Origin of the sequence: Flavobacterium sp. LB2P53, assembly GCF_003970305.1 — a bacterium.
Taxonomy (GTDB): Bacteria; Bacteroidota; Bacteroidia; order Flavobacteriales; family Flavobacteriaceae; genus Flavobacterium.
Genome location: NZ_RYDG01000002.1, coordinates 294,881 through 307,230, shown reverse-complemented (window position 1 = coordinate 307,230; position 12,350 = coordinate 294,881). Strand labels below are relative to the sequence as shown.

The following is a 12,350-nucleotide window of genomic DNA, read 5'->3' as shown; positions in this document are numbered from 1 at the left end:
CGCGGATAAAACAGATGTACACGGATGTATTAATTTAAAATTATGTTGTTGTTTACTCTAAAGCCCTAGCCCTGATGGTCGAATTGCTCTCGCAATTACCTTTTTCTGGCTTCTTTAGCCAGGAAAAGATAAAGCGTACAGCAGGAAATAGCTTCTAATTACTCGACCCAAGATTTGTAATATTGACCGTCGTCCAATCCCATCGCTTCTTCGGTGACCATTAAGGGACGAAAGGTATCAACCATAACCGCTAATTCGTGGGTTTCTGTATGACCAATGCTGCGTTCCATAGCACCTGGCGCCGGTCCGTGAGGAATCCCTTTTGGATGTAGTGTAATGTGACCTTGCTCTATATTGTTGCGACTCATGAAATCCCCATCTACATAATACAAAACCTCATCACTATCTATATTACTGTGATTGTAAGGCGCAGGAATGGATTTTGGATGGTAATCGTACAATCGTGGAACGAACGAACAAACGACAAAAGTTGAAGTTTCAAAAGTCTGATGCACTGGTGGTGGCTGGTGTACCCGACCTGTTATAGGTTCGAAATTATGAATACTAAATCCGTATGGAAAATTATAACCGTCCCAACCTACTACATCAAAGGGATGTGTGGCATAAACGAATTCATGCATCATTCCTTCTTTCTTGATTTTTATTAGAAAATCACCTTTTTCATCGTGCGTTTCTAATTCTGTTGGCAAAATAAAGTCGCGCTCGCAAAATGGAGAATGTTCTAGATGTTGACCTGATTCATTTTTATAGCGTTTTGGCGTGTAAAAAGGAGCAAATGATTCGACGTAAAACAATCTATTTTCCGAAGTTTCAAAATCAATTTGGTAAATCATTCCACGTGGAATAATCAAGTAATCTCCATATTCGAAAGAAATATTTCCCATCATGGTGCGCAATTTTCCTTTCCCTTTATGAATGAAAATCATTTCATCGGCATCGGCATTTTTATAGAAATAACTGCGTAATGATTGTCTGGGTGCGGCTAATCCTATGATACAATCTTTATTGATCAACATGGCTTTACGACTGTCCAGAAAATCGTTCTCCGGCTTTAACTCAAAACCTTTTAAAAGTAATGATTTGATGTTTTTTCCAATGGCAATTTTTGGTTCTACTGAATAGGATTTTAAAATTTCCTTTACCTGTGTTGGTCTGTGAACGTGATATAGTAATGAGGAATGGCCATGAAAACCTTCCGTTCCAAAAAGCTGTTCGTAATACAAACCACCTGTAGGCTTTTCAAATTGAGTATGTCTTTTTTGGGGAAATTTTCCCAATTTATGGTATAAAGGCATGATTTTTTTGCTTAAAAGTTAAAGTTTAAAAGTTTATCGTTTTATCGAAATAAACTTATTTAATTAAATCAAAAAAAATACAATCTATTCCGGATTCCTCTTAATGAGGAATTGCAGATATCCTAACAAACCGTTCCAAATTGTTTTCATAATAACAAATATCGGAATTAAAATTCAAATAAATTACAATTAAAACATAAACCCGATGCTAAACCATGTAAATCCTTTAGGCTGTTCCGGGGACCAGGAATATTTTATTTCTATAGGTCCAATGACTGTTTCTAAACCATATCCTACGGCATAGCCAGAATATTTTGGAATTGAAACCCAATCCACGGTCTCAAAAATCCGATCTCCAATATTAGCAAAATTTGCCGAAAAATTGATGTGGTTTTTTTTATAAAACTCATAATCTATCGTTCCTGTTGATTTTATATAACTATTAGCGGCCACACTTAAATAATCGTATCCATATAAATATTTGAAATTATTAAGCGGATTATATCCATATCCTCCTAAAATAAAATTAAAAAAAGCAACGCTTTCCTGACCAAAAGAAAACCCGGCATCGGTTTGGAATTTTACTGTAGCGTTCTTAAATAAAGTTGCGGCTACACCAAAATCTGCTTTAGCAATAGAAAACGGTTGAAAATCGCCCGTGTAATTGGACGAAAGCAAATAGGTTTGAATATCACCAGTAAAATACCATCCTTTTTTAGGAAAATATTTATTATCAAAAGAATCAAATTTCATGTAGCCAAAAAGACTGAAGTAATTACTGTTATCAATTATTGGATCTACATTGGCGAGTGTTTCTGATTTTATTTTTAAATATTTGAGTTCGACTCCGCCTCCTATCAGAAATTTTTGAACAAATAAAGACTGGAAATACGCTTGATTTGTCAAGTCCGTAAAATCTACATTAATCGAATTTATATCCGGATTATTAAACGTTGTACTGCTTATTTCTTTGGCTACATTCCTGTTAAATTGGTTGTAATAAGATTTAAAACCAAAACTCAAATTAAATCTATTTTCAATATAATAATCTAAATTGTATCTAATATTATCTCCTAAAACAATATCCAGAGAGGCTATATCATTTTTAAAAAGTGTTTTTTTACGGGTCAAATTTACCAAAACGCCACTTTTGAATAAATTATCATAATGCAGGCCAAATTTTAAATAGGTTTTTGTTGAATTCTCTTCTAAATTTATGTTCAGGTCTACACCCCCTTTATTAGGTTCCAATGAATATGAGATAGAGCTGAAATTTTTGGTTGCATTGATATTATTAATGCCTTTTAATAAATCATCATAGCACGTTTTTACTCCGGGCTTAAATCTTAGCTTCCCTATGACATACTCTTTCGTATAATTCTTTAATTCATTGCTTTTTATTGCTCTTATTTGAAGACTGTCTGACAGTAGTTTTAACTTGGGCTTCGTGTAGGGATTGGACGCATCAACAAGTTGTTTGAGTTGCTCATAAATCCCAAATGTTGCCTCTTCCCCTTTTCTTATTATTTCCTTTCCCTTGTCAAATGAGATCACACCATATTGTGTAACGTCTGGTCTAATATAAATATCAGTATCCGTTACATTTTTTTTCATTCGCTCTATAGATTGAAGATTGGTGATTTGAACTAAAATTTTAGTAGCATCCTTGAGTTCTGTTCGGTCTAATAAATCATTTTGAACATCAACTCCTATAATGATATCCGCACCTAATTTTCGCACCTCTTCAATGGGATAATTATTAACAACGCCGCCATCTACCAGAATTTTTCCATCAATTTCCACCGGAGAAAATAAGGAGGGAAATGCGGAACTGGCAATCATGGCCTGTGCCAGATTCCCTTTGTTCAATACCACTTGCTCTCCCGTTTCAATATTAGTTCCAATACATAAAAAAGGAATTGGAAGCTGGTTAAAATCCTTTATGTGTCTTACGTTTCTGGTAATTCTGCTCAATAAATTATAATTGTAGATCCCTTTAGACAAGGCTTCTGGAATTCCTATTTTGAATTTGTCAAACGGTAAAACCAATGCATACAATTCGTCGTTTCTTTTTTCATAAAAATTCTTGGAAGACCTGGGGATAAAATCATTTATTAATTCATTGAAATCGGTCGCTTGAAAAATAGAATCGATCTGGTTTGCATTGTAACCTGAAGCATACAACCCTCCAATAACTGCACCCATACTGGTTCCACCTATGTAATCAATCTTGACACCCGCTTCTTCTAACACCTTAAGGACTCCTATATGAGCAAATCCTTTTGCGCCACCACCGCTTAAAACCAAGCCTATTTTAGGTCTTTTTTGCTCCTGCGAAAACACCATTAAACTAGTAAAAACAAGAAATATTAGTGCAATTTTCTTCATAAGCAGCAATTTGGCAGTACTAAAACTGGACGCGATTGGGTATTATTTGTCCAAGTTTAGATACTCTAGATTAATCATTGATTTGTTGCCTTGTAAAATTCGGTAATTTTTTTGGCTTTAGACACACCTATAACGTCCGAAATTTCTTTTTCTGTTGCTAATTTCAATCTTTTAACACTTTTGAAGTGTTGGATCAAGGTCAGCATCGTTTTTTCGCCAATACCGGGAATGGATTCTATCGAAGAATTCAGTGCTGCTTTACTCCTTTTGTCCCGGTGATGCGTTATCCCAAAACGGTGCGCTTCGTTGCGTAATTGCTGGATTATTTTAAGGGTTTCTGATTTTTTATCTAAATATAACGGAATAGAATCACCCGGATAAAAAAGTTCTTCGAGCCTTTTGGCAATGCCAATTATGGCTATTTTTCCGCGAAGACCCAATTCGTCAAGACTCTTCAGCGCTGATGACAATTGCCCTTTTCCACCGTCAATAATTATTAAATTCGGTAACGGTTCCTTTTCGTCCAGCAATCGTTTGTACCTTCTATAAACCACTTCGGTCATTGAAGCAAAATCATCCGGTCCTTCGACTGTTTTTATATTAAAATGGCGGTAGTCTTTTTTGCTGGGTTTTCCATCTTTAAAAACCACACAAGCCGCTACAGGATTTGTTCCTTGAATATTCGAGTTGTCAAAACATTCAATATGTCTTGGCTCTACAGGCAATCGCAAATCTTTTTGCATTTGTGCCATAATCCTTTTTGTATGACGGTCTGGATCTACAATTTGCAGTTGTTTGAGTTGTTCAATTCGGTAAAACTTAGCGTTGCGAATGGATAAATCCAAAATTTGCTTTTTATCTCCCAATTGCGGAACAGTTACTTTTATATTCTCCCCTAAATCAACGGGAAACGGTACGATTATTTCACGCGACAGCAATTGAAAACGTTCCCGCAGTTCAATAATTGCTAATTCCAGTAATTCTTCATCGGTTTCGTCAAGTTTCTTTTTGATTTCCATCGTGTGTGAACGAATAATCGAACCGTGCGAAATTTGTAGAAAATTTACGTACGCCGCACTTTCATCCGATACAATCGAAAAGACATCAATATTCGTAATTTTTGGATTTACAATCGTGGAACGCGACTGGTAATTCTCCAACACTTCGATTTTCTCTTTTATTTTTTGTGCTTCTTCAAAATGCATGTCGGCGGCCAGATTGGTCATCACCCGCTTGAAATCCTTCATGCTTTCCTTGAAATTCCCTTTCAGGATTTCGCGAATCGCATCCACTTGCTTTTGATAATTTTCTAAAGTTTCTAATCCTTCGCAAGGCCCCATACAATTACCAATATGATACTCAAGACACACCTTGAATTTTCCACTTTCGATATTGCTTTTACTCAAATCATAATTGCAAGTTCTAAGCGGATACAACTCTTTGATCAGTTCTAAAATAGTACTTACGGTCTTGAAACTAGTATACGGCCCAAAATATTCCGACCCGTCTTTGACCATTCTCCGAGTCGCAAATATGCGCGAAAAAGGTTCTTTCTTGATGCACAACCACGGATAACTTTTATCATCCCGCAATAACACGTTGTAGCGCGGCTGCAAGGTTTTTATTAGGTTATTTTCTAGTAAAAGGGCATCGGTTTCCGTAGGAACCACAATGTGTCTTATGGTCACGATCTTCTTAACGAGCACATTGGTTTTGGCCGTGTCATGAATTTTATTGAAATACGAAGAAACTCTTTTTTTTAAATTTTTGGCTTTGCCTACATACAAAATTTTCCCTTCCTTGTCGTAATATTGGTATACGCCTGGATTATCAGGTAAGGTTTGGATTTGGAGTTCAAGTGAAGGAAGTAGCATTTTAGATTGATTCTTTTTAATTTAATTTTGCACTTCAAAAATACAAATAACATTTTTCAAAAGCGAAAAATGACGCACTTCTTATTTCTTCCCGAATAATTTTCTAAATTTAGCCTTTAAACTTTCTATGAATCTACGAGAACCTAAAAACATAACGATCTTAAAAGAGCCCATCTTACCGGGAGACAGCAAAACCATCAATATGGAAATTGCAAAACTCCATACCATGACCAAACTGAAAATTCCAATAATTGTGGAACGGTCAAAAATAAACGGGCCTACCGTATTATTCACCGCGGGGCTTCATGGAGATGAAATTAACGGGATCGAAATTGTACGCCAGCTGATTGTACAAAAAATCAATAAACCAAAAACAGGAACCATTATCTGTATTCCCGTGATTAATGTCTTTGGATTTGTGAATCAATCCCGAGAATTTCCAGACAAACGGGACTTAAACCGGGTATTCCCTGGCAGTAAAACAGGCTCACTTGCAAGCCGGTTTGCGTATAATTTACTTAAAGAAATTATTCCACATGTAGATTATGTAATTGATTTTCATTCCGGTGGCGCCAGTCGCTTCAATGCCCCACAAATTCGTATTGTTCCTAATAATCCAGAACTGAAAGCCTTGTCGGATATTTTCAACACCTCTTTTACGATGTTTTCAAAAAACATTCCGGGAACTTTTAGAAATTCATGTAACAAGTTGGGGGTAAAAATGTTGCTGTTTGAAGGCGGGAAATCCATTGACATAAATGAAACGGTCACACAGGAAGGAGTTGAAGGTTCTAAACGAATATTGCATCATCTGGCGATGTTAAATGCAAAGAAAAAAACCATCATTCCTGAAAAAGAAACGATTTATATAGAAAAATCCGTCTGGGTCAGAGCCAAATACTCCGGGATGTTTCACGGTTATACTAAAATTGGCAATTACGTAACCAAAGGACAACTCTTAGGCTCTATTTCTGATCCCTACGGAAAGGTTGAACACAAAGTAAAAGCACCCAATTCAGGTTATATTTTTAATGTAAATGATGCGCCCATCGTATACCAGGGTGATGCCATCTACCATCTTTCTCTTTAAATACGAGTATACAATCCATACTTTTGCATCCGGTTCAAAATAATAAAACATGAATAAAACAGCCTTACGGAAAAAAAACAAAGCCTTACGGAACTTCCTTTCCGAAAATGAAATCGAGGAAAAGAGTTTGGCTGTAGCCAATAAAACACTCACACTTCCTCTTTGGGAGAAAACCTATTTTCATATTTTCCTACCCATAACAGAACAAAAGGAAGTCAATACAGAATTTATTCTTCACATATTATCCGGAAAAGACAAAGAGATTATTGTTTCCAAAGCTGATTTTGCCACCCGAAAGATGACGCATTTTCTTTTGACTGATAATACCCGAATCAAAAAAAATAAATATAACATTCCCGAACCGGTAGATGGTATTGAAGTTCCTTCTACTAAAATCGATGTGATTTTTGTTCCGCTTTTGGCTTTCGACAAAAAAGGACATCGGGTGGGTTACGGCAAAGGATTTTATGACAAATTTTTATCAGAGTGCAAACCGGATGCAATCAAAATTGGACTTTCTTTCTTCGAACCCGAAGAATTGATTACCGATATTTTTGAAGGCGATATACAACTGGATTACTGTGTGACTCCGAATCAAGTTTATAAATTTTAATCCGTACTTTTGTAACTGATACAATCCACTTAACTTATGAGAACATTCAAAAATTCAAGATTTGCCGTAAGCGTTATGGTCATCCTTTTTGCAGTTTCCTTTTCAAGCTGCAGTATTCACACTGGAACCAGCAGATCATCCTATAAAGCTAAAAAACTACCTCCAGGTCAAGCAAAAAAAATATATGGCGGGAAAAGCGCTAAACAATATGCCCCCGGACACAATAAAAATTAATACAAACAAAAAAGACTTGCTCAAATCAGGAACAGGTCTTTTTGTATGTTATAAAAAACGTCGAACCTATTCGTGATGAAAAGCTTTTTTATTGAAAAAAATCAAGATTCCAACTCCTGTGGAAATCGCCATATCTGCAATATTGAAAATTGCATTGAAAAAAGTAAATTCTTTTCCTCCCCAAATTGGCAACCAACTAGGTAAATTTCCGTGCCAAAAAGGAAAATAAAACATATCTACCACTTTTCCGTGAAACCAGGTTCCATACGGTTGATCCGAGAATAAAGTAGCCACTTCTTGCTGACTATCATCAAAAATAATTCCGTAAAAAACAGAATCGATGATGTTCCCAAAAGCACCTGCCAAAATCAATGAGATGGCAACAATTAGATAGTTAGAACTATTTTTTCTTTCTATAGAATCCCATAGCCAGTACCCAATTCCGCCTACAGCAACCAATCTAAAAAGGGTTAAAAATAATTTTCCGTAAACCCCCGGAATTACTGTTCCCCATGCCATTCCCTCATTTTCAATGAAAAGGATTTTGAACCATTTGAATACTTCGACTTCTTCCCCTAAGATAAAATTAGTTTTGATGTAGATTTTAGTGACTTGATCAACAAGCAGTAAAATAAAAATAAGGAGATAGGCTTTTCGTAATGACATTTTATAAATTTTAATGGCGCAAAAATAGCAATTTAATCAAAAAAAACGCTCCCAATGGAGCGTTAAATATTGTTTAACTAGTAGTTTATCGTTGCAGGTTCTTTGCTTCAATACTCATTGTAGCGTGAGGGACAATTTTCAATCTTTCTTTCCCGATTAATTTGCCTGAGACTTTACACACTCCATACGTTTTATTTTCGACACGGAAAAGGGCATTTTTCAAATCCCGAATAAACTTTTCCTGACGAATTGCCAGTTGAGAGTTTGCTTCTTTAGACATCGTTTCGCTTCCTTCTTCAAAGGCTTTAAAAGTTGGAGAAGTATCGTCAGTTCCGTTATTTAAATCATTCATGTACGCACTTTTTATCAGATCTAAATCAGCCTGTGCTTTTTTAATTTTCCCAAGGATTATCTCTTTGAATTCTGCTAAATCAGTATCAGAATATCTTGTGATTTCATCTGTCATCTTATATTATTTTGAAATTAATATCATTGTTTTTATTTCATCAAATGTTATTTCCGTACCGTTTGTTATTTCATCTACAAATACCAATTCACTGGTCAGTGTTTCTGATTTTATATAGGCTTCATTTTCTAAAATTGCCTGCTCTAAAAGTCCGTTTCTCTTCAGTTGCACTTTAATTTTATCCGTAACTTCAAATCCGGAATCTTTACGAATATTCTGAATTCTGTTTACTAATTCTCTGGCAATTCCCTCTTGTTTTAATGCTGGTGAAATTGTAATGTCCAGCGCAACCGTTATTCCGTTAGCGTTTGCTACCAACCAGCCTTCAATATCCTGTGAGGTAATTTCGACATCTTCTTGTGTTAAAATTACGGTATTTCCTGCAATAACAATACTTAGGCTTCCATCCTTATCCAATTGACTGATCTGTGCCGCAGAAAACCCTTGTATTTCCCTAGAAATCAACCCCATATCCTTTCCAAAACGGGGTCCAAGTGCCTTAAAATTAGGCTTGATTTGTTTCACCAAAACACCGGAAGCATCATCCAAAAGTACGATTTCCTTCACGTTTACCTCTGCTTTTATCAGGTCAGAAACAGCTTCAATTTCGGCTCTTTGATTGTCGTCAAGCACCGGAATCATTACCTTTTGCAACGGCTGACGCACCTTGATCATTTCCTTTTTTCGGAGTGATAAAACCAATGATGAAATGGTTTGTGCTTTCTGCATTTTGCTCTCCAACATTTTATTAACATAGTTTTCAACCGAAATTGGAAACTCGGCCAAATGTACGCTGTCATATTTTTCCGACTGTGTTGCTACAGTTAAGTCTCTGTAAAGTTTGTCCATAAAAAACGGAGCGATTGGCGCACCAAGTTTACTTATGGTTAACAAACACGTATATAAAGTTTGATATGCCGCGATTTTGTCCTGTGCGTATTCCCCTTTCCAGAAGCGTCTTCTGCACAAACGAACGTACCAGTTACTCAAATTTTCCTGAACAAATTCAGAGATTGCGCGAGCCGCTTTAGTTGGCTCATAATCTGCATAATAGGTATCTACATCTTTTATCAAGGTATTCAATTCAGAGATAATCCATTGGTCAATTTCCGGTCTTTCGCTTAATGGAATCTCTGCTTCTTCATATTTGAAACCATCAATATTAGCATACAAACTAAAAAACGAATACGTGTTGTACAAGGTTCCAAAGAATTTTCTACGTACCTCAGCGATTCCTTCTAAATCAAATTTCAAATTGTCCCAAGGATTTGCATTCGAAATCATGTACCAACGCGTCGCATCTGGACCGTATTCTTTTAATGTTTCAAATGGATCTGCGGCATTGCCCAGACGTTTAGACATTTTTTGTCCGTTTTTGTCTAAAACCAATCCGTTAGAAACTACATTTTTATAGGCAACTTTATCAAAAACTAATGTCCCAATGGCATGTAAAGTATAAAACCAACCACGCGTTTGATCCACTCCTTCAGCAATGAAATCAGCAGGAAAATCCTTGTTTGCGTCTATTTTATCTTTGTTTTCAAAAGGGTAATGCCATTGCGCATAAGGCATGGAACCAGAATCGAACCAAACATCAATCAAATCAGCTTCACGTTTCATTGCCTTTCCAGAAGCAGAAACCAAGGTGATTTCGTCGACTACATTTTTATGCAAATCAACTAAATCGTAATTGGATTCAGCCATATTTCCAATTTCAAAACCTTTAAAAGGATTTTCTTTTTGAAAACCTGCAGCGATAGATTTTTCAATTTCGTTGTATAATTCTTCAACAGAACCAATTAAGATTTCCTCTTGTTTATCTTCAGTTCTCCAAATTGGCAATGGAATTCCCCAGAATCTGGATCGCGATAAATTCCAGTCATTGGCATTTTTTATCCAGTTTCCAAAACGTCCTTCTCCAGTCGATTTTGGCTTCCAGTTAATCGTTTCGTTCAGTTCGAACATTCTGTCTCTAACCTCCGTGATTTTTATGAACCAGGAATCCAATGGATAATATAAAATCGGCTTATCGGTTCTCCAGCAATGCGGATAACTGTGGACATATTTCTCTACTTTGAAGGCTTTGTTTTCTTCTTTTAATCGAATGGCAATTTCAACATCTACTGAACGCTCTGGCGCTTCACCGTCGTTGTAATATTCATTTTTCACATATTTACCGGCATATTCGCCCACATGTGAGGTGAATTTTCCTTGTAAATCTACTAATGGAACCGGAGTTCCATTTTCATCCAGCACCAACATCGGCGGGATTTCTGGCGTAGCTTCTTTTGCTACTCTTGCATCATCAGCACCAAAAGTAGGTGAGGTATGTACAATTCCTGTTCCATCTTCGGTAGTTACAAAATCTCCTGAAATTACTCTAAAAGCATTTTCAGCATTTTGATACGGAAGCACCAATGGCATTAGTTGTTCGTACCGAATATCAACTAAATCAGCTCCTTTGCATTCTGCTAAAACCTGAAACGGAATTTTCTTGTCGCCTTCTTTGAAATTTTCAAAATCAGCAGGTTCTGTACTTTCAAAAAACCCTTTCCCGAATTGTTTTGCAACTAATTTTTTAGCCAAAATCAATGTTGCCGGACGAAATGTATATTGATTGAATGTTTTTACTAAAGCATATTCAATTTTTAGACCTACAGTCAAAGCGGTATTACTTGGCAATGTCCAAGGCGTTGTCGTCCAAGCGAGGAAATAAAAATCCCCAGCCCAGCCCTCCCCTTTGGGGAGGGAGTCGAGTCCGAAAGCCTTTGATACCGAATTTTCAGTTTCAGCTCCCTCTCCTTTGGAGAGGGTTGGGGAAAGGACTTTAAATTGTGCCACAACCGTCGTATCCGTTACATCACGATAACTTCCTGGCTGATTCACTTCATGCGACGACAATCCTGTTCCTGCTTTTGGAGAATACGGCTGGATGGTGTAGCCTTTGTACATCAAATCCTTATTGTAGATTTGTTTCAAAATCCACCAAACCGTTTCCATGTATTTGGATTTATAGGTCACATACGGATCTTCCATATCTACCCAATATCCCATTTTTTCGGTCAAATCATTCCACACATCGGTATAACGCATCACGGTTTTTTTACATGCTTCGTTGTATTCTTCGATGGTAATCGTTTTTCCGATATCTTCTTTTGTAATTCCTAATTCCTTTTCGGTACCTAATTCTACGGGCAAACCGTGTGTATCCCAACCAGCTTTTCGCTTTACTTGGAACCCTTTTTGAGTTTTATATCGGCAAAAAATATCTTTAATGGCACGCGCCATCACGTGATGAATTCCAGGTAATCCATTTGCCGAAGGCGGCCCTTCAAAAAACACGAATGGGGTGTTTCCTTCACGAGTGGTTACACTTTTCTCGAATATGTTTTCCTTCTTCCAAAAATCAAGTACCTCTGACGCTACAGTTGGTAAGTCAAGTCCTTTGTATTCAGTAAATTTTGTGCTCATTTTATCCTTTTCTAAATCGAGGTGCGAAAGTAAGGAATAGTTATGAATTATGAGTTATGAGTTACGAGTTTTTGCGTGAGGGATGGAAGAGGAAATCCTTTTATGAAGTTTACGAAATAAAAGATTGGAACGAACAGCCCGACCCGAAGTTTTTACGTAGGGTCACGCCCGAATTTCTAGGTAAAAACTTCTTTTAAAACATCCAGCGATTTTGGTTTTCTTGAAACTTTTA

Annotated in this window: 9 protein-coding genes; 3 read left to right on the top strand and 6 right to left on the bottom strand. The window is 36.6% G+C overall.

The window, feature by feature from the left end; all coding sequences use genetic code 11:
* Nucleotides 1-158: 158 nt before the first annotated feature.
* The 3 genes from EKL95_RS03845 to uvrC all read right to left on the bottom strand — a co-directional run bounded on the left by EKL95_RS03845 (nucleotide 159) and on the right by uvrC (nucleotide 5,578).
* Entirely contained in the window at nucleotides 159-1,316 is a 1,158-nt protein-coding gene (locus tag EKL95_RS03845; RefSeq protein ID WP_126561430.1) for a homogentisate 1,2-dioxygenase, read from the bottom strand.
* 189 nt (nucleotides 1,317-1,505) lie between these two features.
* Nucleotides 1,506-3,704: a patatin-like phospholipase family protein gene (locus tag EKL95_RS03840; RefSeq protein ID WP_126563584.1), complete on the bottom strand. Its 2,199-nt coding sequence runs from the start codon at nucleotides 3,702-3,704 to the stop codon at nucleotides 1,506-1,508.
* A gap of 74 nt (nucleotides 3,705-3,778) precedes the next feature.
* Nucleotides 3,779-5,578, bottom strand: coding sequence for an excinuclease ABC subunit UvrC (uvrC, locus tag EKL95_RS03835; RefSeq protein WP_126563583.1), 1,800 nt, complete (start codon nucleotides 5,576-5,578; stop codon nucleotides 3,779-3,781).
* Between the two features lie 127 nt (nucleotides 5,579-5,705).
* Here uvrC and EKL95_RS03830 point away from each other — a divergent pair, with 127 nt between their 5' ends.
* The 3 genes from EKL95_RS03830 to EKL95_RS03820 are packed head-to-tail and all read left to right on the top strand — an operon-like array spanning nucleotide 5,706 to nucleotide 7,515.
* The gene (locus EKL95_RS03830) at nucleotides 5,706-6,668 is read left to right on the top strand and encodes a succinylglutamate desuccinylase/aspartoacylase family protein (protein ID WP_233589369.1); all 963 of its coding nucleotides are present in this window, start codon (nucleotides 5,706-5,708) and stop codon (nucleotides 6,666-6,668) included.
* Between the two features lie 49 nt (nucleotides 6,669-6,717).
* A complete protein-coding gene (locus tag EKL95_RS03825) occupies nucleotides 6,718-7,281 on the top strand; it encodes a 5-formyltetrahydrofolate cyclo-ligase (protein ID WP_126563582.1) in 564 nt (187 codons plus the stop codon).
* A gap of 36 nt (nucleotides 7,282-7,317) precedes the next feature.
* Nucleotides 7,318-7,515, top strand: coding sequence for a hypothetical protein (locus EKL95_RS03820; RefSeq protein WP_126457638.1), 198 nt, complete (start codon nucleotides 7,318-7,320; stop codon nucleotides 7,513-7,515).
* Between the two features lie 66 nt (nucleotides 7,516-7,581).
* Here the strand turns inward: EKL95_RS03820 and EKL95_RS03815 are convergent, their stop codons facing one another.
* From EKL95_RS03815 to ileS, 3 genes are all read right to left on the bottom strand, one after another.
* The gene (locus EKL95_RS03815; RefSeq protein ID WP_126457639.1) at nucleotides 7,582-8,181 is read right to left on the bottom strand and encodes a lipoprotein signal peptidase; all 600 of its coding nucleotides are present in this window, start codon (nucleotides 8,179-8,181) and stop codon (nucleotides 7,582-7,584) included.
* Between the two features lie 85 nt (nucleotides 8,182-8,266).
* Nucleotides 8,267-8,647 (bottom strand): TraR/DksA family transcriptional regulator, encoded by a 381-nt coding sequence (locus EKL95_RS03810; RefSeq protein ID WP_126561423.1) that lies wholly within the window; start codon nucleotides 8,645-8,647, stop codon nucleotides 8,267-8,269.
* 6 nt (nucleotides 8,648-8,653) lie between these two features.
* Nucleotides 8,654-12,118, bottom strand: coding sequence for an isoleucine--tRNA ligase (gene ileS, locus EKL95_RS03805; protein WP_126563581.1), 3,465 nt, complete (start codon nucleotides 12,116-12,118; stop codon nucleotides 8,654-8,656).
* Nucleotides 12,119-12,350: the final 232 nt, after the last annotated feature.

Bases quoted from the DNA above. Each gene is read 5' to 3' on its own strand.
- EKL95_RS03810 (WP_126561423.1), bottom strand. From the start codon at position 8,647: ATGACAGATGAAATCACAAGATATTCTGATACTGATTTAGCAGAATTC.
- EKL95_RS03815 (WP_126457639.1), bottom strand. From the start codon at position 8,181: ATGTCATTACGAAAAGCCTATCTCCTTATTTTTATTTTACTGCTTGTT.
- EKL95_RS03830 (WP_233589369.1), top strand. From the start codon at position 5,706: ATGAATCTACGAGAACCTAAAAACATAACGATCTTAAAAGAGCCCATC.
- EKL95_RS03820 (WP_126457638.1), top strand. From the start codon at position 7,318: ATGAGAACATTCAAAAATTCAAGATTTGCCGTAAGCGTTATGGTCATC.
- EKL95_RS03845 (WP_126561430.1), bottom strand. From the start codon at position 1,316: ATGCCTTTATACCATAAATTGGGAAAATTTCCCCAAAAAAGACATACT.
- EKL95_RS03825 (WP_126563582.1), top strand. From the start codon at position 6,718: ATGAATAAAACAGCCTTACGGAAAAAAAACAAAGCCTTACGGAACTTC.
- uvrC (WP_126563583.1), bottom strand. From the start codon at position 5,578: ATGCTACTTCCTTCACTTGAACTCCAAATCCAAACCTTACCTGATAAT.
- ileS (WP_126563581.1), bottom strand. From the start codon at position 12,118: ATGAGCACAAAATTTACTGAATACAAAGGACTTGACTTACCAACTGTA.
- EKL95_RS03840 (WP_126563584.1), bottom strand. From the start codon at position 3,704: ATGAAGAAAATTGCACTAATATTTCTTGTTTTTACTAGTTTAATGGTG.